Below are 25,624 nucleotides of genomic sequence, written 5' to 3'. Positions count from 1 at the left end.
AGGCGCGCAAGAAGGGTAGGTTTTATGTCTCATACATTCGACAAGTCGAAACTGCCGAGCCGCCATGTCTCGGTTGGTCCGGAGCGCGCTCCGCATCGTAGCTATTATTATGCGATGGGCCTGACCGAAGAAGAGATTGGCCGTCCCTTCGTAGGCATTGCGTCGGCGGGCAATGACAGCGCGCCTTGCAACACGACACTCGACATGCAGGCGGACTTCTGCCGTCAGGGCGTGAATGAGGCAGGTGGCATGCCGCGCCGGTTCAACACCATCACCGTCACCGACGGCATCGCGATGGGCCATCAGGGCATGAAGAGCTCGCTGGCGAGCCGCGAAGTCATCGCGGATTCGGTTGAGCTTTCGGTGCGCGGCCACTGCTATGACGCTCTCGTCACTTTTGCCGGATGCGACAAGTCGTTGCCGGGCATGATGATGGCGATGCTGCGCCTGAATGTGCCGTCTATCTTCGTTTATGGCGGGTCGATCCTGCCGGGCCGTTTTGAAAATCGCGACGTTACCGTCGTCGATGTGTTCGAGGTGGTCGGCAAATATGCAGCGGGCGCTTGTCCGCTGAAGGATGTGATCGCGCTAGAAAAGGTGGCTTGCCCCGGACACGGCGCTTGCGGCGGTCAGTATACGGCGAACACCATGGCCTGTGTGGGTGAGGCGATCGGCCTCTCGCTGCCGAACAGCAACATGGCGCCTGCTCCCTACAAGAGCCGCGAAGAGGTCGCCGTCGCAGCGGGCCGTCAAGTGATGGAACTACTGGCGAAGAACATACGTCCGCGTGATATCTGCACCCGTGAGGCCTTCGAGAATGCGGCCCGCATCGTCGCTGCGACGGGCGGCTCGACCAACGGAGCGCTGCATTTGCCCGCTATGGCGAACGAGTGCGGCATCGATTTCGACCTGTTCGACGTGGCGGAAATCTTCAAGTCGACGCCTTACATCGCTGACCTCAAGCCCGGCGGTAAATATGTCGCCAAGGATATGTACGATGCTGGCGGCATCTACATGCTGATGAAGACCTTGTTCGACAACGGCTTGCTGCATGGCGATTGCATGACCGTCACCGGCAAGACGATCGCCGAGAATATCGAGGAAGTGACCTGGAATTCTGACCAGAAGGTCATCTATGACGTCAAGTCGCCGATCACGCCGACCGGCGGCGTCGTGGGCTTGAAGGGGTCGCTTGCTCCCAATGGCGCGATCGTGAAGGTGGCGGGCATGCACCGCCTTCAGTTCGAAGGGCATGCTCGCGTTTTCGATTGTGAGGAAGACGCTTTTGCGGCGGTCGAAGCGCGCGACATCGCCGAAGGATCGGTTATCGTCATCCGTTACGAAGGTCCCAAGGGCGGTCCCGGCATGCGCGAGATGCTGTCGACCACCGCCGCGCTGTATGGCCAGGGCATGGGCGAGAAGGTGGCGTTGATCACCGATGGGCGCTTCTCCGGCGCGACGCGCGGCTTCTGCATTGGGCATGTGGGGCCGGAAGCTGCCGAGGGTGGTCCGATCGCGCTGGTCGAGAATGGCGACCTCATCGCTATCGACGCCGAAGCAGGCACGATCGACCTCAAGGTTTCCGAGTCCGTGTTGGCTGAGCGGCAAAAGAACTGGAAGCCTCGCCAGAATGATTATCAGTCAGGCGCGCTCTGGCGCTATGCACAGAATGTGGGACCGGCTTACAAGGGGGCAGTGACGCATCCCGGAGCGAAGACCGAAACCCATGTCTATGCGGATATCTGAACAGATCGCCGGGGCGGGGCTCCTGTGCCTCGCTCTGGCAGGCTGTGATCAGGGCGAAGGGGCGCAGAGCCCCTTTGCGAACTCTGCATCGGAAAAGAGGGCTCTTGCGGACTGCGCGATCGGTGCCGACGCCAAATGGGCGCGCATTTGCGCGGTCGAGCAGGACGGAGAGCTTCTAATCATCCGCCACCCGGATGGTGGGTTCCGCCGTTTTCATATTCTGGACGACAGGCGGGGTCTGGCATCGGCTGATGGTGCGGAGTCCGCGAAGATCGCCGTAATTAGCGACGCTGTTATCGAAGTAAGCGCGGGCCAGGATCATTACAGACTGCCAGCGACTGTTACTCCGGCAACTATGCCATGATCGGGACGTCCATCCTGACCGCCGCCGAGATGCGGCAAGCCGAACAGGCCGTGTTCGCTAGTGGTATCCCAGAATATGAACTCATGGAGCGCGCGGGGGCTGCGGCGGCAGAGGTCATCTGGCGCGCGGGCGGTCGGCGGGACCTTCTGGTGCTGTGTGGTCCAGGTAATAATGGCGGCGATGGCTTTGTCGTTGCCCGTTTGTTGCGGGCGCGGGGCGTGCCGGTCCGTGTCGCCGCATTGGGGGAGAGCCGCACGGATTCGAGCCGCCGTGCACGGGCAGCATGGAATGGGCCGATCGAGTCCCTCAATGACGCGGGTTCGGCAACCCAAATGGTCGATGCTCTATTCGGCACGGGGCTTTCGCGTGGGCTGGATACGGTTGTTGCCGAACGGCTGAACAGCCTCACGGAGCGAGCCGGTCTCAGCTACACCATCGATCTGCCGAGCGGGGTCGATACGAACAGTGGGGCACTGCTGTCCCCGGTGCCGCAATTCGACGTTTGCATTGCGCTGGGGGCGCTCAAGCCTGCTCATGTGCTGCATCCTGCGGCCGGTACGTTCAAGCGGCTGACTTGTGCGGACATTGGCGTGGGAGATGACGGAGCCGTTCATAGGCTTGCTCCGCCTCGCCTGACAGCGCCGGGAGCAACAGATCATAAATATAGCCGTGGACTGGTCGCCATAGTGGGCGGCAGCATGGCGGGGGCAGGGCGGCTTGCTGCCGAGGCTGCGGCGCGCTCCGGCGCAGGCATGGTTCGTCATCTGGTCATGGACACAGCTTCTTCCACTGTGGACGCCATCGTGACGTTGCGGTCTGACGAGCCTGATCAGGTAAAGGCGCAACTTCAGGACGAGAGGTTTGCGGCGGTGCTGGTCGGGCCTGGCTTGGGCCATGATGAGCATGCAGCCGATCGTTTGAAAGCAGTGCTGCAATGCGGTCATCCACTGGTGCTCGACGCTGACGGGCTAACATTGTTGGCAACGGGGCGGGTAGGGCCAGTTCCGCCTTCGTCGATCCTGACCCCACATGAGGGAGAGTTCGTGCGGCTGTTTGGCGATCTGCCCGGCAGCAAGATTGATCGTGCGGCTGAAGCGGCACGGCGCACGGGGGCCATAGTGATCCTCAAAGGACCGGATAGCATCATCGCGGCACCCGATGGCCGCGCTGCTGTAGCAACCGGCGGGTCATCCTGGCTATCGACAGCCGGAACGGGGGATGTTCTGGCGGGCCTGGCTGCCGGACGGCTGGCGGTTGGGGGTGACCCGTTTCGCGCGGCGAGCGAAGCCGTCTGGCTTCATGGCGAGGCAGCGAGACGTGCAGGAGCGGCGTTTGTCGCGGATGATTTGATCACCCGGTTGCCAGCGGCTATCGCCTCCCGCCTGTGACCGACATCGACAATGATCTTGTAATTCGCATCGCCGCAAAGGGCGATGGCGTAACCGCCGATGGGAGGCACGTGCCGCTTGCAGCGCCGGGAGACAGGCTGGCGGCCGATGGCAGTCTTTCAACTGGTCCCCATCATGTTGAAGCGCCCTGTATTCATTTCCCCGCCTGTGGTGGGTGCGAACTGCAGCATGTCGATGAACAAAGCCTCGCTGAGTTCGTCACGGGGCGCGTGACCGGCGCCTTGATGGGGCAGGGCCTGCCGCTGGCGGCTGGATCATTGTTGCCGCCTCATCTGTCGCCGCGCAGGACACGGCGCCGGACATCCTTACGGGCCGTTCGGGAGGGGCGGCGGATCGCCATCGGTTTTGCTGAATCGGGTAGTCACAAGCTGATCGATCTTGCGATGTGCGAGATATTGGAGCCTCGGCTTTTTGCCCTGATCGAGCCGCTGAGAGCGTTGCTGCCCCTGATCTTGCCGGATAGGCGGGCCGCGCATGTTCGCATGTCCCTCATCGATCAGGGCGTGGACCTGCTTCTGGAGAATGTTCAGGTTTCGGGCTTGGCGGCGGACGAGGCGTTGCGTGACTTTGCTGCTGTTCACAGCTTGGCGCGATTGACGATCGATGAAGGCGATGGCCAGCTAACGCGCTGGGAGCCTGAGCCGGGCACGATGACATTTGGTGGCGTTGCCGTACCCTTCCCTCCCTTCGCCTTTCTTCAGGCCACGCCGGATGGGGAAGCAGCTTTGCTCCAGGTCGTGAGACAGGCTCTGCCTGCAGGCGGTGCGGTTGCCGATCTTTTTAGCGGGCTTGGCACATTCGCGCTGGGGGTCGGTAAGGAGTGTCCGGTATATGCGGCCGAAGGCGCGCGCGATCTGGTGCTGTCGCTCAAACTGGCGGCCAATCGCGCTCAACGGCGCATGGTTGCCGACCATCGCGATCTGTTCAGGCGTCCGCTGGTTCCTGAAGAATTGAACCGGTTTGCAGCGGTGGTAATCGATCCGCCCCGGGCGGGCGCGCGGGAGCAGGTGATGCAGTTGGCGGCGTCAACAGTGCCGGTTATCGCCTATGTTTCGTGCAACCCGGCGAGCTTTGCCCGCGATGCGGCGCATCTTGTGGCGAGCGGATATGTTTTGGACAAGGTGAAGCCGGTCGGCCAGTTCCGATGGTCGACCCATGTCGAACTGGCGGCGGTCTTTCGCCGACCATAAAGAAAATCCCTCGCCACATATTTGCGGCGAGGGACAGGCACCCTCTCCAAAGGGGAGCTTGAGCCTTTTAGCCCAGCTTGATGACAGTTGCGCGACGGCGTGCCGGAACCGGATCGGCGTAGAGGCTGGCCATAGGCTCGTCCTCCACCTCAATGACCGCTTCTGATGTGAAGCCGTTGAACCCGGTGCGCATCGCCGCGCCATATGCGCCGAGCATGCCGATCTCGATATAGTCGCCCGCAGCCACATCGTCGGGCAGCATGAACGGGCCCACCATGTGATCCATGTCGTCGCAGGTCGGGCCGTAGAAGGAGAAGCCGGTCAAATCCGCCTCGCTCTCATCCTCGCGCAGCAGGGCGACTGGGAAACGCCAGCCGATATGCGCAGCGTCGAACAGCGCGCCATAGGCACCATCGTTGATGTAGAGTTCGGTGCCGCGACGACGCTCTACCCGCACGATGATGGAGCTATATTCGGCCGAAAGCGCGCGGCCAGGCTCGCACCACAGTTCGGCGGAATAGCTGATCGGCAGGCTCTCAAAGCCGCGATAGATAGCGTCGAAATAAGCTTCCAGCGCAGGCGGTTCCATGCCGGGATAAACGGACGGGAAGCCGCCACCTACGTCGATGATGTCGACCGTAACCGCCGCATCGACGATCGCCGCGCGGACGCGTTCGATCGCGTCGCTATAGGCTTGCGGGCTCATCGCCTGGCTACCCACATGGAAGCAGATGCCGAGCGCATCAGCAGCCTGACGGGTGGCCATCAGCAGTTCGCGGGTTTCGCCGAGTTCCGCGCCGAACTTGGACGCCAGGCTCAGTTCCGAATGTTCGGACGAGACGCGCAGGCGAACGCAGAGTTCAAGGTCCGTGGCGTCGTCGGTGGCACGCACAATCTTTTCCAGCTCGTCGATCGTGTCGAGCGAGAAGGTGCGCACGCCATGAACATGATAAGCCTCCGCAATGGCTTCTTCAGCCTTGACGGGGTGCATGAAGCACAGCTTCGCTTGCGGCAGCGTTTCCGCGACGAGGCGAACCTCGGCGATGGACGCAACGTCATAATGCGTGATTCCGCTGTCCCACAAAGTCCGGAGCAAGTCCGGCGAGGGATTAGCCTTTACAGCGTAAAGCGAGCGCCCCGGAAACTTCTCATCGAAGAATCGGGCGGCGCGGGCCGCAGCCTGCGGGCGGATCAGCGTTACCGGTGCTGCCGGTTTGAGGGCGGTCGCTACCCCCAGCGCGCTATGGTGCTTGTGCAACTCAAGGGACCTCCAGTGTAGTTCAGGGCATTAAAAGCTGCCTTGCGGTGGAAGTCCCATGGGGCAGCGGAACGGCGATATATGCGTAGGGGTCCCCCCTGTAAAGCGCATGCGTAAATTTTGTTGCGCGGGCGGGCATGAAGCGTGCGTCAGGAGAGACGGGACTTAAAATCCTCGTATGAAAACTGGCGGATTTGCTTGAGTTCGTCGGTGTGCGAGTTCCACAGCCAGATAGACGGGAGCGGTACACCGTTGAAGGTGTTGGTCTTTACCATCGAGTAGTGGGCTTGGTCGAGGAAGGCGATGCGCCGTCCCGGAGTCGCGCCGCCGGGGACTCGATAGTCGCCGATGATGTCGCCAGCCAGGCAGGAAGGGCCGCCGAGTCGCGTGGCGGGACCGTCCGCCTCTTCATGCAGCATGGCGGGGCGATAGGGCGCCTCTATGACGTCAGGCATGTGGCAGGTGGCTGAAATGTCGGTGATGGCGACGGGCATCCCATTGTCGATGACGTCCAGGATTTCGCCGATCAGGATTCCGGCATCGAGGGCCATTGCCTCGCCAGGTTCGATATAGAGTTCAAGTCCGGTCTGCGCCTTGATCCGCTGGAGAAAGGCGATCAGATCGTCGATCTGATAGTCGGCGCGGGTGACATGATGGCCACCGCCAAAATTCAGCCATTTGAGACCGCCCACATGCGGCATGATGCGGGATTCGATGGCTGCCCATGTGCGTTCGAGGGGCAGGAAATCCTGCTCGCAGAGATTGTGGACGTGTAGGCCATCGACGCCTTCGAGATGTTCCGGACGTAGCTGGTCGATCGGAAAACCCAGGCGGCTGTGGGGCTGTGAGGGGTCATATTTGGGTACTTCTCCCTCGGCGTGGAGGGGATTTATGCGCAGACCGATGTCGAAGTTCACACCGTTCATTCTGGCATTGTCGATGATTGGTTTCAGCCGCTCGATCTGGCCGAGGCTGTTGAAGATGACGTGGTCGGAGATTTTGAGGATCGCCGCCAGATCGTCCGGCTTATAGGCGGCGCAGTAGGTCGCGACCTCGCCGCCATATTCTTCGCGGCCGAGGCGGGCTTCGTAGATACCGGACGCGCAGACGCCGTCGAGATATTCGGCGACTACGGGGCCGAGGGACCACATGGAGAAGGCCTTGAGCGCGCCCAGCACCTTGATGCCCGCGCGATCGCCTATGTCGCGCAGGATGGCGAGGTTCCGGCGGATCGCGGCCTCATCCACCACAAAGGCGGGTGAGGGGACGCGGTGCAAGTCGAAATGCGCGAAGGCGGCGGGGTCGCCGGCTTTGGTTTCCATGTTCAATACTCCGTCATCCCAGCGCAGGCTGGGATCTCAGGTGGTCGGGCACGGCGTGACGGCACGAGACCCCGGATCAAGTCCGGGGTGACGATCCCTTACGGGACCGTCAGAAGTCCAGCGGCTTGTCCAGTTCCTTTACCTGCCAAGGCAGGCCATGCTTGTTCAGCATGTCCATGAAGGGGTCGGGATCGAACTGTTCGATGTTGAACACGCCTTCGCCCTTCCATGCGCCGGTCAGCATCATAGCAGCGCCGATCATCGCGGGGACGCCGGTGGTGTAGCTGACCGCCTGATTGCCGGTTTCGGCATAGGCGTCCTCATGGTCGCAGATGTTGAGGACATAGAAGGTCTTTTGCTTGCCGTCCTTCAGGCCGGTGGCGATGTCGCCGATGTTGGTCTTGCCCTTGGTCGTGGAGCCGAGGCTCGACGGTTCGGGGAGAACGGCTTTCAGGAACTGGAGCGGGATGATTTCCTGCCCGTTGTAGGTCACCGGATCGATGCGGGTCATGCCGACATTCTGGAGGACTTCGAGATGCTTGAGATAGGCATCGCCGAAGGTCATCCAGAAGCGGATACGTTTGATTTCCGGGTAGAATTTGGCGAGTGATTCCAGTTCCTCATGATACATGAGGTACATATTCTTTTCGCCGACCTGATCGAAATTGAACGCCTGCTTGTGCTTGAGCGCCGGGCCTTCGACCCACTTGCCGCCTTCCCAATGGCGCGAGGGTGCGGTCACTTCGCGGATGTTGATTTCCGGGTTGAAGTTGGTGGCGAAATGCTGGCCGTGGTCGCCGCCATTGCAGTCCAGAATGTCGAGCGTGTCGATCCGGTCGAGCAGATGCTTCTTGATGTAGCTGGCGAAGACGCTGGTGACGCCGGGGTCGAAGCCCGAACCCAGCAGCGCCATGATGCCCGCCTCCTTGAAATGGTCCTGATAGGCCCACTGCCAGCCATATTCGAACTTGGGCGTGTCGCGCGGTTCGTAATTGGCGGTGTCGAGATAATCGGTCTTGGTCGCGAGGCAGGCGTCCATGATCGCCAGGTCCTGATAGGGCAGGGCCAGATTGACGACGAGCTTGGGCTGGACCTTTTCGATGAGCGCAATGGTTTCCGCGACATTGTCGGCGTCAACCTGCGCCACGTCGATGGTGACGCCGGTGCGCGCCTTCACCGATTCGGCGACCTTTTCGCAGCTGACGATGCGGCGGCTGGCGAGCGTGATATGGCTGAAAATGTCAGAATTCATCGCCATCTTGTGAACTGCGACAGACCCGACGCCGCCTGCGCCGATGACCAGAACCTTGCTCAATTCCACTGCTCCATAGGTGAAGCGCGCCCTTTGCGCGAAAGCGCTCATATAGGGGCTACGCGTGACAGCGCAAAGTCAGTCTGGCAGAAGCAGGAACCTTCATCGAGGGATGGGCCGAACGGATGAGCGATGAGCAGCAGGCTTCCGCACTGATCGACGCGCGGATCGCGGAACTTGGCGACTGGCGGGGCGCGATGCTGGCGCGGGTCCGGGGGCTGATCAGGGAGGCTGATCCGGCGGTTGTCGAGGAATGGAAATGGCGCGGCGTTCCAACCTGGAGCCATGCCGGGATCATCTGCACGGGCGAGACTTACAAGGCGGTGGTGAAGCTGACCTTTGCCAAGGGGGCTTCGCTGGATGACCCGGCGGGGCTGTTCAACGCGAGTCTTGAGGGCAATGTCAGGCGCGCGATCGATATCCGCGAGGGTGAGGATATCGATGCGGAGGCGTTCAAGGCGCTGGTGCTTGCGGCGGTTGCGCTGAATGAGGCGAAGCCGCCGCGGGGCAGGAAGAAGGCTTAGGCCTTCCCTTCATGCGCCTCCGCGCGAGCAGAAATGCGGTGCGCGCGGTCCGTCCTAGAAGCTGGCGCCATCGACCTTCTTGATCTTGAGCGCGTCGATATCGACCGAGGGCACGCAGCGCAGGTTGATGGCGCGGGTCGGGCCTTCGGGGGAATCGCCCTCAGCGAAGGATTGCGTGCCGCAGATATTGCAGAAGCGGTGCGTGATCTTGTGCTTGTAGAATTGATAGTCGGTCAGCTTGTCCTCGCCGCTGTCGAGGGTGAACTGGTCGGCGGGGACAAAGGTGAGGAGGAAGCCCTTGCGGCTGCAATGGGAGCAGTTGCAGGACATGGCTTCGGTCGGGGCGTCGGCGGCTACGGTGTAGGTGACTGCGCCGCAGTGGCAGCTTCCGGTGTAGGGCATTATCCGTTCTCCTAAGCTTGCAGGCTAGCGGAGGCGAGCTAAAAGGCGAAGCACCTTTTCCGAGCGGCACTCGCATGAATAGTATCGATTCCCTTCACGGCTTGGTTTGGCATCTTGAATGCATGTCGCTCTCAGTTAGGGAAATCGAGAATTTTCATCCTCCCGCTGATTCGTTTCAAATGCGGATGCATTATTCGCTTTACCTAACTAACTTGATGTCGGCGATCGACATGGTTGCTGAATGGTGCGGTGAGCCTTTTAATAGCGAATTGCTGGATGGTTTGAAGACTCCATCGCTGTCGGGGTCTGACATCCTTGGCTATGTACGCGAACTTAGAAACGGAGTGGTTCATAGAGGTGTAGATCCCACAAATGGAGGCACTCAAATAAGTGGATGTGTTTGGGCGGTATCTCCGCCTACGGTTAAAGATCGCAAAGGTGTTCGAAGTTATTCTGCACCCACGCCGTTGTTGCGCGATCTATTTATACATTGTGAAGTCCGGGCAAAGCCAATTATCAAGCGTTTCATACAACCGAATGTGGAAAGGCTTAATTCGATCTCCCCGGACGCCATGCTTGCCGATATATTCGGTACCATGGAAGCCTTTCCTCACGTGCCGGATTGGGTAACGGAGATGGCGCGTGAGCACATAACAACAGAAATATTAGAAATGGCTCGAACTCATCATTGGGGAAAGCTTGACGATTTGCTCAGGCCATCAGCGGATCAACCGCTCGTTCAAATGTAGATAGGATCAACTCACCAACCGCCGCAACCCCTCCACAGTATCCGCCTCCCCAGCAGGCTTATCCCGCCTAATCCGCGCGATCCTTGGGAAGCGCATCGCCAGCCCCGATTTGTGCCGCTTGCTGTCGTGGATGCTGTCGAAGGCGACTTCCAGCACCAGTGACTTTTCCACCTCGCGCACGGGGCCGAAGCGGTTGACCGTGTTCGTGCGCACGAAGCGGTCTAGCCACTTCAGTTCCTCGTCGGTGAAGCCGCTATAGGCTTTGCCGACGGGGAGCAGTTCGCCTTCCTCGGTCCAGCAGCCGAAGGTGTAGTCCGAATAGAAGGACGAGCGTTTGCCGTGGCCGCGCTGGGCGTACATCATCACGCAGTCGGCGGTCAGGGGATCGCGTTTCCATTTGTACCAGAGCGCGGCCTTGCGCCCGGCGACATAGGGGCTGTCGCGGCGCTTGAGCATCACGCCTTCGATGGCGGCGTCGCGGGCGCCTGCACGGATCTGGCCAAGGGTTTCGAAGTCGGGGGCTTCGATCAGGGCAGAGATGTCGAAGCGGTCGGGGTTTAACATCGGGACGATGGTTTCGAGGCGGGGGCGGCGCTCGGCCCAAGGGAGGGGGCGCAGGTCTTCGTCGGCGTGGAGGAGGATGTCGTAGAGGCGGACGAAGGCGGGATAATCCGCCATCATTTTCGCCGTCACCGCCTTTCTGCCGAGGCGCTGCTGGAGGGCGTTGAAGCTCGCCGCTTCTCCGCCCTGAAATTCGCCTTTGACGAGGAGTTCGCCGTCGAGGACTGCGTGGGCGGTGAAGGCTTGTGCGATTTCGGGGAAGCTGCCGGTGATGTCGTCTCCGGCGCGGCTGTAGAGGCGGGTCTGCTCGCCCGTGCCGACGATCTGGATGCGGATGCCGTCCCATTTCCATTCGGCGGCATAGTGGGTCAGGTCCACGCTGTCGGCTTCGAGCGGGTGGGCGAGCATGAAGGGGCGGAAGAAGGGTGTGCCTGCGGGGTCGGGGCGACCGGACCTGCCCTCGGCCCAGTCGAACAGGGCGGTGTAGGGCGGGGAGAGGGCGTGCCAGCATTCCTCCACATCATCGACGTCCAGGTCGAAGGCGTGGGCGAAGCCGGTCTTGGCGAGGCGGGCGGAGATGCCGACGCGCAGGCCTCCGGTGGCGAGTTTCAGGAGGGCGAAGCGGCCGGAGGCGTCCAGGTGGTCCATCATTTGCGCGAGTGTATCGGGGGCGGCGGCGCGGCTGACGTTGTGGAGGCGATCGACTACGGCGGAGAGGGTGAGGGTGGCGTCGTCTATTTCGGCGGGCTGGTCTTCGCGCTTGGGCCAGAGGAGGGCTACGGTTTCGGCAAGGTCGCCGACATAGTCGCGGCTCATTTCGTAGAGGACCGGGTCGGTGCGGGCGCGGATCATTTCGCCGATGGCTGAGGCTTTGACGGCTTTTATGTCGAGATTGCCGGTTAGGGCGGCGAGCGCCCAGCCTCGATCGGGGTCAGGGGCTTCGCGCATGTAGCGGGCGATGAGGTCCAGCTTGCCGTTGCGGGAGCGGGTGTAGACGAGGCCGTCGAGGAGTTGGGAGAATTGTCTCATAGAATGAAACCTCTCGTCCGTTCGGGCTGTCCGAATGAGCCGCTTGTCTCGTTCGAATGTCGAAGCCCTTTACTTCCCTTCAAGAAAGATAAGCCCTTCGACAGGCTCAGGGCGAACGGGGATAGAGGGCGTTTGGTGATCATCAACCCTCATCCTCATCTTCGCGGCCGACCAGTTCGAGGGCGCGGGCGCGCATCTGGTGGGTCATGCACCAGTGGAGCAGGGCTTCCTCGCGGCCGTGGGTGATCCAGGTTTCTGATGGGGCGACTTCGCGGATGGTGCTGGTCAGTTCGTCCCAATCGGCATGGTCGGAGATGACGAGCGGCAGTTCGACATTCTTCTGCCGGGCGCGCTGGCGGACGCGCATCCAGCCTGACGCCATGGCGGTGATGGGATCGGGCAGGCGGCGGCTCCAGCGGTCGTTGAGGGCGGAAGGGGGCGAGACGATGAGGTGGCCTCGCATCTCCTTTGCCGGGATGCCCGTCGCGGGGCGGAGTTCGCCAAGGTCGATGCCGAAATCCTGATAGAGCGCGCACATGCGCTCCATCGCGCCGTGGATGTAGATGGGGTCATGATGGCCGCGCGCGCGGACTTCGCAGATCAGGCGTTGGGCTTTGCCAAGTGCATAGGCGCCGACGAGGACGCAGCGGTCGGGAAGGGCGTGGAGGGCGGCGAGCAGGCGGTCGACTTCGCTGCCTGTGTCAGGGTGGCGGAAGACGGGGAGGCCGAAGGTCGCTTCGGTTACGAAGATGTCGCAGGGGACTGGTTCGAACGGTTTGCAGGTGGGGTCGGGGCGGCGTTTGTAATCCCCGGTGACGACCACCCTCTCCCCCGCATGTTCAAGCAGGATTTGCGCCGAGCCGAGTACATGGCCTGCGGGAATGTAGGAGATGTCCACCCCGCCCATGCGGATATGCTCGCCGTAGCCGACGGGCGTCCCGCTCGCCGTGCCGTAGCGCAGCGCCATGATGGCGAGGGTTTCTAGCGTCGCCCAGACATGGCCGTGGCCGCCGCGCGCGTGATCAGCATGACCGTGGGTGACGAGCGCGCGTTCGGCTGGCTGGGAAGGATCGATCCAGGCGTCAGCGGGGCGGACGTATATTCCGGTGGGGTGCGGTTCGATCCAATGGGGCATATCCATCCAAGAAGATGGGAAATGCCCCTATTGTTCCGCAAGAGGTCCGGTTAGGCGGCCTTCTTGAGTTCCAGCTCCAGCCGATCCCAGATTTCGACGAGCGCCTGAACCAGGTCCTGCATCATTTCCACCGTATGCGCGGGGCCGGGCGTGAAGCGCAGCCGCTCGGTGCCGCGCGGGACGGTGGGGTAGTTGATGGGCTGAACATAGGCGCCATATTCGGCGAGCAGGATGTCGCTGATCCGCTTGGCCTTCACTGGATCGCCGACCATCAGCGGGACGATGTGGGTGACGGACGGCATGACCGGCAAGCCCGATTCCGCCATCAAACGCTTGAGCGTAGCAGCGGCGACCTGCTGGCCTTCGCGCTCTTCATTGGACTGCTTGAGGTGGCGGACGCTCGCGAGGACGCCCGCGACGAGGACGGGCGAAAGTGACGTGGTGAAGATGAAACCGGGCGCGTAGCTGCGGATCACATCGACGATCATCTGATCGGCCGTGATATAGCCGCCCATGACGCCGAAAGCCTTGCCCAGCGTGCCTTCGATGATCGTCAGGCGATGCGCGACATCGTCACGTTCGGAAATGCCGCCGCCACGCGCGCCATACATGCCGACCGCATGGACTTCGTCCAGATAGGTGAGCGCGTTGAACTCGTCGGCCAGGTCGCAGATTTCGGCGATGGGGGCGACGTCGCCATCCATCGAATAGACGCTTTCAAAGGCGATCAGCTTGGGAGCGTCGGGATCTTCTGCGGCGAGCAGCTCGCGCAAATGATCGACGTCATTGTGGCGGAAGACGCGCTTTTCACAGCCGGAATTGCGGATGCCCGCGATCATCGACGCGTGGTTCAGCTCGTCGGAAAACACGATGCAACCGGGCAGCAGCTTGGCGAGGGTGGAGAGCGCCGCTTCGTTCGACACATAGCCGGACGTGAAGAGCAGAGCCGCTTCCTTGCCATGCAGATCGGCCAGTTCAGCCTCCAGATCGACATGATAATGGGTGTTGCCGCCGATGTTGCGGGTGCCGCCGGAGCCTGCGCCCACATCGTGCAGCGCCTCTTCCATCGCGGCTACGACCTTGGGGTGTTGCCCCATGGCGAGATAGTCGTTGGAGCACCAGACGGTGATGGGCTTCGGGCCATTATGGCCGTGGAAGCAGCGGGCGTTAGGGAAGGCACCCTTGTTCCGCAGAATATCGATGAACACGCGGTAGCGGCCTTCGCTGTGAAGCCGGTCGATCGCCTGCGCGAAGATATGCTTGTAGTTCACGTAACGCCCTAGTCCCTTAGTGGCCCGCATTCCCCTCTTGCGGGCGTTTACCTGCTGCCGCGCGTCATTACCAGCGATAACCGTTCGCAGCGTTAGGGAGAAATACCTATCACGATGATAGAGGAAATTGGGAGTGGACCAAAGGTCTCACCCCTCAAAGCGCTTCCATCTGGGTAAGGCCGAAGTCAGCCAGCGCCGGGGCGAGCGTCGCGACGCTATTGTCGAGGCGCGTGAACACGGCTTTTCCGGACGGGGGGGAGGCTGGCCAGCCCTGTCCTTGGGTCAGGTAGGCGATGCGGCGCGCGATGCCCTCCCCGCCGTGGACGAAGGTGAGGGGCCTGGGCGCGGCGGCCGCGAGTTCCGCCTCCACCAGCGGGAAGTGCGTGCAGGCGAGCACCACCGTGTCCATAAGGTCGCCGCCGGGCTGATCGAGAAGGCCAGCAAGAGCGTCGCGGGCGATAGCGGGGTTCAAAGGCTCGCCACGCAGCTTGGCTTCGGCCAGCTGGACAAGGGCGGCAGAACCGTGACGCAGGACGGTGCAGTCTGCTCCGAACTCGGCGGTGAGGCGATCGACATAAGGCTGGCGCACGGTGGCGTCGGTGCCTAGCACGCCGAATACGCGACTTTTGGAAAGAAGCGCGGCTGGTTTGATCGCGGGGACGGTGCCGACGACGGGGATGTCCAGCGCGGCGCGGACAGCGGACAGCGCGATGGTCGAGGCGGTGTTGCAGGCGATCACGGCAAGGCGGGGGCGGAAGCGTTCGACCAAGCGGCCGAGCAGCGCGGGCACGCGGGCGGCGATCTCCGCCTCGCCCTTCGTTCCATAGGGGAAGCCTGCGCTGTCGGCGGCATAGACGATAGGGGCGTTGGGCAACGCTGAGCGTGCTGGCGCGAGGATGGAGAGCCCGCCAACGCCGGAATCGAAGAAGAGCAGGGGGGCTGATGGAGCGACCTTCATTATGGCGCACATGTCGCGGGTGAGGATGAGGCTGTCAATATTTCGGAGCAACCGTCGGCGTGTGCGTCAATGCAAAGCTTGCCCCCCGCGGCGGCAACGCTATGGTCGCGCCGCAATCATTTCGGCGAGATCATGAACCCTCCCTGGCTACTTCCCGCATTCGTCCTGCTGATATCCTATCTGCTGGGCTCCATACCCTTTGGCCTCCTGTTGACGCGCATCACAGGTGCCGGAGATTTGCGGCAGATCGGGTCGGGCAATATCGGCGCGACCAATGTGTTGCGGACGGGGCGCAAAGGGCTTGCGGCGGCGACCTTGTTGCTCGACCTGCTGAAAGGCGCGGCGGCCGTACTGATCGGCGCGGCGTTGATCGACAATGGCGGACCGATGGCGGGCGCGATGGCCTTTATCGGGCATTGCTATCCTGTGTGGCTGCGCTTTGCGGGTGGCAAGGGCGTAGCGACGATGATGGGCGTGGTGACCGCGCTGCACTGGCCTGCGGGAATAGTGTTTGCGCTTGTATGGCTGGGGGCGCTGTTCGGGACGAAATGGTCTTCAGTCGGAGGCATGGCGGCGGGGATTAGCGCCCCGGTCGCGTTGTGGTTCATGGGGCGGTTTGATCTGGTTCCTGTAGCGTTGGCAATGACGCTGATCCTGTTGTGGCGGCACCGGGCCAATATCGCGCGGCTTGCGAAGGGGACCGAACCCAAGATCGGGGCTGCCAGAGAGTGAGTGAGCAGGAGCGGTTCGATCGCCTCCGCCTGATCCGTTCGCCCCGCATCGGGCCGGTTACTTTCCGGCAGTTGATGGCGCGCTTCGGAAAGGCGGGAGATGCTTTGCGGGCGGTGCCGGAGCTTGCCGCAAGAGGCGGCGGGAAGGCGGCAGTGGCGGACGCAGGCGCTGTTGAGCAGGAGATTGCCCGCAGCCGGGCGCTTGGCGCGCGCTACCTGCTGATGGGGGATCAGGATTATCCGTTTTTGCTGGAGCAGATGGATGGTTCGCCGCCTGCGTTGATTGTGCGCGGCGATGTGGGACTGGCGGGGCGGCAATGCGTGGCCATGGTGGGTGCGCGAAATGCTTCTGCCGCCGCTTGCCGTTTCGCGCGGACGCTGGCGCAGGAATTGGGACAGCAGGGCGCGGTGGTGGTGTCGGGCCTTGCGAGGGGTATCGATACGGCCGCGCATCAAGGGTCGGTGGGAACCGGAACGATCGCGGTTATCGCCTGCGGCATCGATGTCGTGTTTCCGCCAGAAAATGGCGACTTGCAGGAGCAGGTCGCGAGTGAGGGTTTGCTGGTTACGGAGCATCCTCCCGGTACGCAGCCGCTCGCGCGTCACTTTCCGGCGCGTAATCGCATCATTGCTGGACTGGCCGCAGGGACGGTGGTCGTGGAAGCGGCGCCCAAATCGGGATCGCTCATCACGGCGCGCTTGGCTGTCGAGGCCGGGCGGGAGGTCATGGCGGTGCCGGGATCGCCAGCCGATCCACGGGCGCAAGGTTGCAATCACCTGATCCGCGAAGGCGCGACGCTGGTGCAGAATGGCGCGGATGTGATCGAGGCAATTGGAGGCATTGACGCGCGCATGGTGCGGCAGGGGCGGCTCGACTTTAGCGGCGCGCCGGTTTCGTCCGATGTGGCGGGGCAGGAGCGGGAGGTCGTTCTGGGACTGCTGGGCCATGCGCCGGTGCCCGTGGACGAGGTTATTCGTCTATCCGGCCTTTCCCCAGCCATTGTTCAGACCGTGCTGCTGGAGCTGGAATTGGCAGGGCGGCTGGAACGTCGTGCGGGCGGCAAGGTAAGCCTGTCGTGACGCTCTTGACGCGGGGTGCCACCGCCTTCCAGACTCGCGCGTGTACGTGAGAGAACTCAAAAACCGGGGCATTAATGCAGCTTGTCATCGTTGAATCGCCAGCCAAGGCGAAGACCATCGAGAAATATCTGGGCGGCGATTTCCACGTCCTCGCCAGCTATGGCCATATCCGCGACTTGCCGCCGAAGGACGGGTCGGTGGACCCCGACGCGGGCTTTGCCATGCAGTGGGAGAATTATGGCGACAAGGGCAAGCAGCTCAAGGCCATCACAGATGAGGCCAAGAAGGCGACCCGATTGATTCTCGCGACTGACCCTGATCGCGAAGGGGAAGCGATCAGTTGGCATGTGCAGGAAGTGCTGCGCGCGAAGAAGGCGCTGCCTGCGACCGTGGACCGGGTGACCTTTAACGCGATCACCAAGGCGGCAGTGCTGGATGCGATGGCGAAGCCGCGAGCGCTGGATGAAGATCTGATCGACGCCTATCGGGCGCGGCGGGCGCTGGACTATCTGGTGGGCTTCACGCTGTCGCCGGTATTGTGGCGTAAGCTGCCGGGGGCGAAATCCGCCGGACGCGTGCAGTCGGTGGCGCTGCGTCTGGTGGTTGAACGTGAGCGTGAGATTGAGAGCTTCGTCGCTCAGGAATATTGGTCGGTCGCGGCCGAGATGGAGCAAGGCGGCCAGGGCTTCACCGCACGGCTGGTGCGTTGGAAGGGCGAGAAGATTGACCGGCTGACCATCGGCAAGGAAGGCGACGCCATGGCCGCGAAGGCGGACGTGGAGGCCGGGCGCTTCACCGTCGAGAAGGTCGAGACCAAGCCCGTTTCGCGCAATCCTCCCGCGCCGTTCACGACATCGACTTTGCAGCAAGAGGCCGCGCGCAAGCTTGGTTTCTCCGCCAGCCATACGATGCGGATCGCGCAGCAGCTCTATGAGGACGGCGCGATCACCTATATGCGTACCGACGGCGTGCAGATGGACGGCAGCGCCATCTCCGCCGCGCGCAAGGCGATTGCGGAGCGTTATGACGGCGGTTACCTACCGGAGAAACCGCGCCAATATCAGACCAAGGCCAAGAATGCGCAGGAAGCGCACGAAGCCATTCGCCCGACCGAATTTAATCGCGACAAGGTTGGATCGGGCGATCATGCGCGGCTCTATGACCTGATCTTCAAGCGCGCGCTGGCGAGCCAGATGGCTTCGGCGCGGCTGGAGCGGACGGTGATCGATCTGGTCGATGGCACGGGGCAGCATGCGCTGCGCGCGACAGGTCAGGTTGTGATCTTTCCGGGCTTCCTCGCGCTCTACGAAGAAGGGCGCGACGATGCCGAGGATGATGACAGCAAGCTGCTGCCGCGTCTCGTGGCGGGCGACGCGCCTGCCAAGAAGAAGGTGACGGCCGAGCAGCATTTCACCCAGCCGCCGCCGCGCTATTCGGAAGCGTCGCTGGTCAAGAAGCTGGAGGAGTTGGGCATCGGGCGGCCTTCCACCTATGCCTCGACTCTGCAGGTTCTCAAGGACCGCGACTATGTGCGGGTGGAGAAGAACCGCTTCTTCGCCGAGGAGAGCGGGCGGCTGGTGACGGCGTTCTTGGAGCGCTTCTTCGAACGTTATGTCAGCTACGACTTCACGGCGGGCCTTGAGGACGAGCTGGACGAAATTTCTGGCGGCCGGGCGCAATGGCAGGCCGTTTTGGAGGCCTTCTGGCGCGACTTCAAGCCGAAGACGGCGGAAGTGATGGAGCAGAAGCCGTCGGACATCACGGCGGAACTGGACAAGTTCCTGGAGCCGATGCTGTTCCCGCCCAAGGCTGATGGCAGCAACCCGCGTGCCTGCCCGATATGTGGCGACGGACAGCTGGCATTGCGTGGCGGCCGGTTTGGCGCGTTCATCGCCTGCTCCAACTATCCGGAGTGCAAATTTACGCGCAAGTTCGGGCAACCGGGCGGCAGCGATGGCGGTGATGACAAGGGGCCGGAGGTGCTGGGGCAGCATCCCGAAACCGGGCAGGATATCGTGCGCAAGTCCGGGCGCTTTGGTCCCTATATCGAAATGGGCGAGGGCAAGGAGGCCAAGCGCGGCTCCATCCCCAAGGACCTGCCCGATGGCGAGATGACTCTGGATTGGGCGGTGAAGCTATTGAGCCTGCCGCGTGAGGTCGGGCTGCATCCGGAAACGGGCAAGCCGATCGTCGCGAATATCGGACGCTTTGGGCCTTATCTGCTGCATGACGGCAAATATGGTCGGCTGTCCTCCACCGCCGAGATTTTCGAGGTGGGGATGAACAGCGCTGTCGCCAAGTTGGCGGACGCGGCGAACAAGGGGCCGCGTGGTGGTGCGTCGCGTGATCCGCTCAAGGTGCTGGGCAAGCATCCGCGTACCGAGGCCGAGATCAAGCTGATGGCGGGGCGCTATGGTCCGTATGTAACCGACGGCACGACCAATGCGACCTTGCCCAAGACGATCGAGCAGGATGCATTGACGCTGGAGGAAGCGGCGCAGTTGATCGATGCGCGGGCGGCTGCGGCGCCTGCGAAGAAGGGGAAAAAGAAGGCCCCGGCCAAGAAAGCTGTGGCTAAAAAGCCAGCGGCGAAGAAGGCTCCGGCTAAGAAGAAGGCGGCGGCGGAGTAATCCGCCACCGGAATAAGCAGCGTGCTCCTGCCTGCGCAGGAGCACGTGGCTGCAAGACTACTCCACCCAATCCAACCCGATGTCGCGGTAGATGAAGCGGTCGTCTTCCCAATCTTCCTTCACCTTGACGTGGAGGTAGAGGTGGACCTTGACGCCCAGCAGCTGCGCCAGTTCGGCCCGAGCCTTTGAACCGATTTCCTTGAGCCGCTGACCGCCCTTGCCGAGCACGATGGCACGCTGGCTGGAACGGCCGACAAGGATCTGCTGATGGATTTCGACCGAGCCATCCTCGCGTTCCTTATACTGTTCCGTATCGACTGCAGCCGCGTAAGGCAGTTCGGCGTGAAGCTGGTGATAAAGCTGCTCGCGGGTGATTTCGGCGGCCAGCATGCGGTCGGTTGCGTCGGAGACCTGATCTTCGGGGAAGTGCCAGGGGCCTTCGGGCATAGCACTGGCGAAGGCGGTCTTGAGTTCAGCGAGACCGTCGCCGGTCGCGGCGCTGATGAAGAATGTCTCTTCGAAGCCAATCCGTTCGTAAAGCTTCTGGGTGTGGACCAGCAGCTTCTCCTTGATGGCGATATCGACCTTGTTGAGGATCAGCCATTTGCGTTCGGGCCGATGTATCAGCGCTTCGATGATCGGCTCCATCTTTGAACCGAGGCCCGCCTTCCCATCGACGATCAATGCGATCAGGTCAGCGCCTTGCGCGCCGCCCCATGCGGCCTGAACCATGGCGCGATCAAGGCGGCGCTTGGGTGCGAAGATGCCGGGTGTGTCGACCAAGACGATCTGCGTGTCGCCTTCGATAGCGACGCCCATGACGCGGGTTCGAGTCGTCTGCGCCTTGGGACTGGTGATCGCGACCTTTTGGCCGACCAGGGCGTTGACCAGCGTGGATTTACCCGCGTTGGGGGCGCCGACTATGGCGATGACGCCGCAGCGTGGGGATTCGGGATCAATCGTCAAACAAAAACTCCGTTCGCCCTGAGCTTGTCGAAGGGCTCTACTTTAATTTTGGGCGCGCCAATGTGGAGATTAGTCTTCAATCTTCTCGGATCAGAGCGAGCTTTTTGGCTCTGCTCCAGCCCTTGATTTGGCGTTCGGCTTCTAGCGCCTCCATACGTGTTCCGAACTCCTGCGACCAGACCAGTTTTACCGGGCGACGGTTTTGCGTGTAGCCAGGGATCGCGCCGGCTTCATGCTGAGCGATCCGGGTTTGCAGATGGTCCGTGTGGCCGGTGTAAAGCTGCGATCGCCGCAATGGAGCATGTAGGTGTAGAAAGGCATGTTGGCTCGAAGAAGGGAAGTGAAGCCCTTCGACAGGGCGAACGGGGTAAGTAGCAGGTTGGAAGACGGGGTTCAGCCGTTTAGCTTATCCAACAACGCCTTCGCCGCAGCCGTCTCCGCCTCTTGCTTGCTTCCCCCCGTTGCGCTCGCTTCGCCCGCGCCCTTGATACTCACCGTGACCGTGAAGCGCAGCGCATGGTGCGGCCCGGATCGGTCGGTCATCGCATATTCCGGGGGCTTGCGGCGATTGGCGGCGGCCCATTCCTGAAGGGTGGACTTGGGATGTTTGGGCGCGCTTTCCTGCGTGTCCACGCGGTCGGCCCAGAGACGACGCACCAGCCCGCGGGCATCGTCAATGCCTGCTTCCAGATAAAGCGCGCCGATCAGGGCCTCCATGACGTCACCCAGCACATTGTCGCTGTCGGCCGCGCCGTCGTCGCGGGCTTGTTTACCCAGGATGAGATGCGTGGGGACGCCAGCCGCGCGCGCTACTTCGGCGCACGTTTCACCCGACACCAGCGCGTTGAAGCGGCGCGACAGCTTGCCTTCGGGTTCTCCCGAGAAACGCTCATAAACCCATTCGGAGACGATCAGGCCAAGCACCCGATCGCCGAGAAATTCCAGCCGCTCATAATTGACGGCATTCGCGCTGCCATGGGTAAGCGCCTGACGGAAAGGCGCCTCGTCCTTCGGCGCTCGTCCGATCAGCCCGGCGAGCCAGCCAGACGTGTCGGCCTTGGTCAAAAGCCTTCCCCGATCCGGTTCCAGCGGGCTGCGGTGAACCATGTCCAGGGGAGCAACCAATTGGCGCTGCCATCGGTGGAGAAGACGGAGATCATCGCCTTTCCAACCAGATTTTCCTCGGGCACCAGCCCGATGCCGCCGCCTTCAACCGCCGGGAAGCGGCTGTCCGCGCTGCGATCACGATTGTCGCCCATCATGAACAGATGGCCCTCGGGCACCAGCACCGTGTCGCGGTCGTCGGCGGCGCCGTCCGGCACGAGATCGAGGACGTTGTAGCTTTTGCCGCCGGGCAATGTCTCACGATATTGCGGATAACGGCACTGACGCCCGCCGCTCGCTGCATCTTCCTCGAACTTCGGGCGGTAACAGGGGGAAGGGCTGCCCTCCTTGGCTGCGGCATCGACCATGTTAGGTGAGACGGGGATGACGAGGTCGGCGACCCTCTGTTTCCGAATGGCCTGACCGTTGAGGTAAACCGTGCCCCCGCGTACCGAAATCATGTCGCCGGGCAGGCCGATCACCCGCTTGATATAATCAATCTTCTGGGTAGGCGGCGCCTTGAAAACCACCACATCGCCGCGCTGGGGCGTGGATGCCAGGACGCGGCCGGGGATCAGCGGCAAGTTGAAAGGCAGCGAGTAGTGCGAATAGCCATAGGGCCATTTGGCAACGAGCAGATAGTCGCCGATCAACAGGCGGGGCTGCATCGATTCAGACGGTATATTGAACGGAGATACGATGAAGCTGCGCAGGACAAAGACGAACACCGCCAGCTTAGCGAGAAACCAAAGGAAGTCCCGCGTTTCGGATTTTGCGCTCATGCTATATTGTCTAGTCCTTCGATCCGCCTTGAAAACAGGCCGTTGCGGCTTTTGCTGCGTTGTAAACCCGCCGTCAAGCATAGCGGGCGATGCATTGGCCGTCACGCTTGGGTAAGAGACGGGAGAATCGACAGTTGCGGCGTCGTCGCTAACCACGGAAAAAAGAGGATTTACCCTTCCATGTCCAGCCCTGCACTGGAGGCCATTGCGGCCATCCCGCAGCCCGAATTGAAGTCCATCTTCACGGCGGACCCAAACCGGCTGAGCAAGTTCACGCTGACCCAGGGACCTATCCGTTTCGACTGGTCCAAGACGCATCTGACCAGCGATCTGCTGGACGGCTTTCTGAAGCTGGCCGAGGAGAAGGACTTCGCCAAATGGCGTGACGCCTTTTTCGCGGGTGAGCCCATCAATAATAGCGAAGGTCGCGCCGCCGAGCATCCTGCCGAACGGGGCGAAGGCAATGCGGAAAGCGTGTCGCGCGCAAAGATGCTGCACGCCCGTATGCGCGCGCTGATCGACGCGATCGAGGGGGAGGCGCTGGGACCGATCCGTCACATCCTGCACATCGGCATCGGAGGGTCGGCGTTGGGACCTGACCTCATCATCGACGCGCTGGGAGGCGACGGTGCCCGCTATGACGTGGCGATCGTGTCCAATGTTGACGGGACCGCGCTGGAGCGGGCGATGTCGCGCTTCGATCCGGAAGCAACACTGATCGCCGTTGCGTCCAAAACCTTCACCACCACCGAAACCATGTTGAACGCGGCAAGCGCGATCAACTGGCTTGTCGAGGCGGGGGTGGATGATCCCTATGGCAAGGTGATCGCCCTGACGGCCAACCCTGACAAGGCGATCGAATGGGGCGTTGACGAAACGCGTATTCTGCCCTTTTCCGAGACGGTAGGCGGGCGCTATTCACTCTGGTCGTCCATCGGCTTCCCTGCTGCGCTGGCGCTTGGCTGGGACGCGTTTGAAAGCCTGCTGGAAGGCGCGGCGGCCATGGATCGGCATTTCCGGCTGTCCGATCCTGCTCATAACGCTCCCCTGATCGCGGCTTTTGTGGACCAATATTATGCGCGTGTCGTTGGGTGCCAGACGCGCGCGCTGTTCGCCTATGACGAGCGGCTGCGGCTGCTGCCATCCTATCTCCAGCAGCTGGAGATGGAGAGCAATGGCAAGAGCGTGACACGCGATGGCCAGCCTGTGGATGGGCCAACAGCGCCTATTATATGGGGTGGGGTCGGCACCGACGCGCAGCATGCTGTGTTCCAGTTGCTGCATCAGGGTACGATCGTGGCGCCCGTCGAGTTCGTAGCTTCTATCGAGCCGGGGCATGCTCTCGACCCGGCGCATCATAGGGCGCTGCTGGTTAACTGCTTCGCGCAAGGGGCGGCGCTGATGCGGGGCAAGGAGAATGCGGGCGACCCGGCGCGTGCTTATCCCGGCAACCGGCCATCCACCACCATCCTGCTGGAGGATGTGACGCCCGATGCGCTGGGCGCGCTGATCGCCTTTTACGAGCATCGTACCTTTGCCAACGCCGTGCTGATGGGGATCAACCCCTTTGATCAATTCGGCGTGGAACTGGGCAAGGAAATCGCCAAGTCGATCGAGGCGGAAGGGGCGAAGGGCTTTGACCCCTCGACCATGGCACTGATCGAGCTGGCGTTAGGCGGTGCATAGAGCCCTAAGATGATTGTAACTCCGCTGGATAGCCGCCATATCCGGCCTCCATCCAGCGGAGAGCAGCATGACCGACTACGATTTCGACCTTTTCGTCATTGGTGCGGGATCGGGAGGGGTTCGTGCGTCGCGCGTGGCGGCGGCGCATGGCGCGAAGGTCGCGGTCGCCGAGGAGTATCGGGTTGGCGGCACCTGCGTCATCCGAGGCTGCGTGCCCAAGAAGCTCCTGATCTACGGCGCCCATTTCGCCGAGGATTTGAAGGATGCGCGACGCTTTGGCTGGCATGTCCCCGACTGCGACTTCGAGTGGAAAGTCCTGCGCGACAATGTGCTGGCCGATGTCGATCGGTTGGAAGGGCTCTACAGGAACACCTTAGAGAGCCATAAGGTCGAGTTGATCGCGGAACGCGCCACGATCACCGGGCCGCATTCGGTGAAGCTCTCAAGCGGCCGTGAAATCAGCGCCAGATACATCCTTGTCGCGACGGGGGCATGGCCCGCTATCCCGGGGATGGAAGGAGCGGAGCATGGCATCACATCCAACGAAGCCTTTCATCTTGAGGACGCGCCCAAGCGGATGGTGATTGTCGGCGGCGGCTATATCGCCAATGAATTTGCGGGCATCTTCCATCAACTCGGCAGTCATGTGACCATCGTCAACCGGTCATCGACGTTGCTGCGCGGCTATGACGAGCAGATCCGTGACCGGCTGCTCCAGATCTCCACGATGAAGGGCATCCAGTTCCGCTTCAATGCGGAGATGGATCGGATCGAGAAAAATGACGATGGCACGCTTTGCATGCTTTTCAGCAATGGCGATCCCATCCCCTGCGACACGGTGATGTTTGCGACGGGACGCCAGCCGCACGTCGAGGGCTTGGGCCTTGAAAATGCAGGCGTGGAGCTGGACGACAAGGGTGCGATCAAGGTCGATGAATATAGCCGCACGAGTTGCGAGAGCATCTATGCGGTCGGCGACGTCACGAACCGGCTGCAATTAACGCCGGTCGCCATCCGGGAAGGTCATGCTTTCGCCGACACGGTGTTTGGCGACAATCCCAGGACCGTGGATTATGAATGCGTCCCGTCCGCCGTATTCAGTCATCCGCCCCTGGCTGGCGTAGGATTGACCGAAGCCCAGGCGAAGAACAAGCTGGGGACGGTGAAGGTCTATACTTCAGACTTCCGCCCCATGAAGAACGTTCTTGCGGGCCGGGACGAACGCGCGCTGTACAAGATGGTGGTGGATGCGACCACGAACCGCGTGGTTGGATTGCACATGATCGGCCCGGATGCGCCAGAGATTCTACAGGCTGCGGCGGTAGCGGTGAAAGGGGGACTGACCAAGCAGCAGTTTGACGACACCGTGGCGCTCCACCCCAGCATGGCCGAAGAACTGGTGCTGCTGAAATAGG

23 protein-coding genes are annotated in these 25,624 nt (G+C 62.0%); 11 read left to right on the top strand and 12 right to left on the bottom strand.

What is annotated here, in order from left to right; translation table 11 throughout:
- The first annotated feature begins 24 nt into the window (after positions 1-24).
- From ilvD to ACZ5ZH_RS05045, 4 genes are read left to right on the top strand one after another with little or no spacing between them, the layout of a single operon-like run.
- Positions 25-1,746 (top strand): dihydroxy-acid dehydratase, encoded by a 1,722-nt coding sequence (gene ilvD, locus ACZ5ZH_RS05060; RefSeq protein ID WP_464772368.1) that lies wholly within the window; start codon positions 25-27, stop codon positions 1,744-1,746.
- Positions 1,727-2,110, top strand: coding sequence for a hypothetical protein (locus ACZ5ZH_RS05055; protein WP_464775210.1), 384 nt, complete (start codon positions 1,727-1,729; stop codon positions 2,108-2,110). Before ilvD ends, ACZ5ZH_RS05055 begins: the two co-directional genes overlap by 20 nt.
- Positions 2,107-3,498 (top strand): NAD(P)H-hydrate dehydratase, encoded by a 1,392-nt coding sequence (locus ACZ5ZH_RS05050; RefSeq protein WP_464772366.1) that lies wholly within the window; start codon positions 2,107-2,109, stop codon positions 3,496-3,498. Before ACZ5ZH_RS05055 ends, ACZ5ZH_RS05050 begins: the two co-directional genes overlap by 4 nt.
- Positions 3,495-4,709 (top strand): class I SAM-dependent RNA methyltransferase, encoded by a 1,215-nt coding sequence (locus ACZ5ZH_RS05045; RefSeq protein WP_464772365.1) that lies wholly within the window; start codon positions 3,495-3,497, stop codon positions 4,707-4,709. The genes ACZ5ZH_RS05050 and ACZ5ZH_RS05045 overlap by 4 nt, the downstream gene beginning before the upstream one ends.
- Before the next feature lie 67 nt (positions 4,710-4,776).
- Here ACZ5ZH_RS05045 and ACZ5ZH_RS05040 read toward each other — a convergent pair whose 3' ends face one another.
- The 3 genes from ACZ5ZH_RS05040 to ACZ5ZH_RS05030 form a co-directional block, all read right to left on the bottom strand.
- Positions 4,777-5,967 (bottom strand): type III PLP-dependent enzyme, encoded by a 1,191-nt coding sequence (locus tag ACZ5ZH_RS05040; protein WP_464772364.1) that lies wholly within the window; start codon positions 5,965-5,967, stop codon positions 4,777-4,779.
- Positions 5,968-6,116: 149 nt separating this feature from the next.
- The gene (locus ACZ5ZH_RS05035) at positions 6,117-7,289 is read right to left on the bottom strand and encodes a carboxynorspermidine decarboxylase (protein WP_464772363.1); all 1,173 of its coding nucleotides are present in this window, start codon (positions 7,287-7,289) and stop codon (positions 6,117-6,119) included.
- A gap of 109 nt (positions 7,290-7,398) precedes the next feature.
- Positions 7,399-8,604: a saccharopine dehydrogenase family protein gene (locus ACZ5ZH_RS05030; protein ID WP_464772600.1), complete on the bottom strand. Its 1,206-nt coding sequence runs from the start codon at positions 8,602-8,604 to the stop codon at positions 7,399-7,401.
- Positions 8,605-8,726: 122 nt separating this feature from the next.
- On the opposite strand from ACZ5ZH_RS05030, the gene ACZ5ZH_RS05025 reads away from it, so the two are divergent.
- Positions 8,727-9,125: a DUF1801 domain-containing protein gene (locus ACZ5ZH_RS05025; protein WP_464772362.1), complete on the top strand. Its 399-nt coding sequence runs from the start codon at positions 8,727-8,729 to the stop codon at positions 9,123-9,125.
- 54 nt (positions 9,126-9,179) lie between these two features.
- On the opposite strand, the gene ACZ5ZH_RS05020 is transcribed toward ACZ5ZH_RS05025, so the two are convergent.
- Positions 9,180-9,527, bottom strand: coding sequence for a GFA family protein (locus tag ACZ5ZH_RS05020; RefSeq protein WP_464772361.1), 348 nt, complete (start codon positions 9,525-9,527; stop codon positions 9,180-9,182).
- A 74-nt stretch (positions 9,528-9,601) separates the two neighbouring features.
- Between ACZ5ZH_RS05020 and ACZ5ZH_RS05015 the strand changes: the two genes are divergently transcribed.
- A complete protein-coding gene (locus ACZ5ZH_RS05015; RefSeq protein ID WP_464772360.1) occupies positions 9,602-10,276 on the top strand; it encodes a hypothetical protein in 675 nt (224 codons plus the stop codon).
- Between the two features lie 6 nt (positions 10,277-10,282).
- Here the strand turns inward: ACZ5ZH_RS05015 and ACZ5ZH_RS05010 are convergent, their stop codons facing one another.
- The 4 genes from ACZ5ZH_RS05010 to murI form a co-directional block, all read right to left on the bottom strand.
- The gene (locus tag ACZ5ZH_RS05010; protein ID WP_464772359.1) at positions 10,283-11,866 is read right to left on the bottom strand and encodes a cisplatin damage response ATP-dependent DNA ligase; all 1,584 of its coding nucleotides are present in this window, start codon (positions 11,864-11,866) and stop codon (positions 10,283-10,285) included.
- Positions 11,867-12,008: 142 nt separating this feature from the next.
- Entirely contained in the window at positions 12,009-13,001 is a 993-nt protein-coding gene (locus tag ACZ5ZH_RS05005) for a ligase-associated DNA damage response exonuclease (protein ID WP_460988075.1), read from the bottom strand.
- A gap of 50 nt (positions 13,002-13,051) precedes the next feature.
- The gene (gene hemA / locus ACZ5ZH_RS05000) at positions 13,052-14,272 is read right to left on the bottom strand and encodes a 5-aminolevulinate synthase (protein ID WP_449472429.1); all 1,221 of its coding nucleotides are present in this window, start codon (positions 14,270-14,272) and stop codon (positions 13,052-13,054) included.
- 154 nt (positions 14,273-14,426) lie between these two features.
- Positions 14,427-15,230: a glutamate racemase gene (gene murI / locus ACZ5ZH_RS04995; protein WP_449472427.1), complete on the bottom strand. Its 804-nt coding sequence runs from the start codon at positions 15,228-15,230 to the stop codon at positions 14,427-14,429.
- Positions 15,231-15,362: 132 nt separating this feature from the next.
- Here murI and plsY point away from each other — a divergent pair, with 132 nt between their 5' ends.
- The 3 genes from plsY (at position 15,363) to topA (ending at position 19,671) form a co-directional block, all read left to right on the top strand.
- Positions 15,363-15,962 carry a glycerol-3-phosphate 1-O-acyltransferase PlsY gene (plsY, locus tag ACZ5ZH_RS04990; RefSeq protein ID WP_460985862.1) on the top strand — a complete coding sequence of 200 codons (600 nt, stop codon included), beginning with the start codon at positions 15,363-15,365 and terminating at the stop codon, positions 15,960-15,962.
- On the top strand, positions 15,959-17,041 hold the full coding sequence (dprA, locus tag ACZ5ZH_RS04985) for a DNA-processing protein DprA (protein ID WP_460985861.1): 1,083 nt from the start codon (positions 15,959-15,961) through the stop codon (positions 17,039-17,041). The genes plsY and dprA overlap by 4 nt, the downstream gene beginning before the upstream one ends.
- 74 nt (positions 17,042-17,115) lie before the next feature.
- A complete protein-coding gene (topA, locus tag ACZ5ZH_RS04980; RefSeq protein ID WP_464772358.1) occupies positions 17,116-19,671 on the top strand; it encodes a type I DNA topoisomerase in 2,556 nt (851 codons plus the stop codon).
- A 57-nt stretch (positions 19,672-19,728) separates the two neighbouring features.
- Here the strand turns inward: topA and era are convergent, their stop codons facing one another.
- The 4 genes from era to lepB form a co-directional block, all read right to left on the bottom strand.
- Positions 19,729-20,637 carry a GTPase Era gene (era, locus tag ACZ5ZH_RS04975; protein WP_464772357.1) on the bottom strand — a complete coding sequence of 303 codons (909 nt, stop codon included), beginning with the start codon at positions 20,635-20,637 and terminating at the stop codon, positions 19,729-19,731.
- A gap of 76 nt (positions 20,638-20,713) precedes the next feature.
- Positions 20,714-20,932 (bottom strand): GIY-YIG nuclease family protein, encoded by a 219-nt coding sequence (locus ACZ5ZH_RS04970; RefSeq protein WP_464772356.1) that lies wholly within the window; start codon positions 20,930-20,932, stop codon positions 20,714-20,716.
- 98 nt (positions 20,933-21,030) lie between these two features.
- Positions 21,031-21,744, bottom strand: a complete 714-nt coding sequence (gene rnc / locus ACZ5ZH_RS04965; RefSeq protein ID WP_449472417.1) for a ribonuclease III — start codon at positions 21,742-21,744, stop codon at positions 21,031-21,033.
- Positions 21,699-22,523, bottom strand: coding sequence for a signal peptidase I (gene lepB, locus ACZ5ZH_RS04960; protein WP_464772355.1), 825 nt, complete (start codon positions 22,521-22,523; stop codon positions 21,699-21,701). The genes rnc and lepB overlap by 46 nt, the downstream gene beginning before the upstream one ends.
- 180 nt (positions 22,524-22,703) lie before the next feature.
- Here lepB and pgi point away from each other — a divergent pair, with 180 nt between their 5' ends.
- Both pgi and gor read left to right on the top strand, forming a co-directional pair.
- Complete coding sequence (gene pgi, locus ACZ5ZH_RS04955; RefSeq protein WP_464772354.1) at positions 22,704-24,209, top strand: glucose-6-phosphate isomerase; 1,506 nt, start codon at positions 22,704-22,706, stop codon at positions 24,207-24,209.
- 67 nt (positions 24,210-24,276) lie between these two features.
- Positions 24,277-25,623, top strand: coding sequence for a glutathione-disulfide reductase (gor, locus tag ACZ5ZH_RS04950; protein ID WP_464772353.1), 1,347 nt, complete (start codon positions 24,277-24,279; stop codon positions 25,621-25,623).
- The last annotated feature ends 1 nt before the right edge of the window (position 25,624 follow it).

The sequence above is a fragment of the Sphingobium sp. TomMM7A genome, from assembly GCF_055397305.1.
This window is presented reverse-complemented; position numbering and strand designations above follow the sequence as displayed.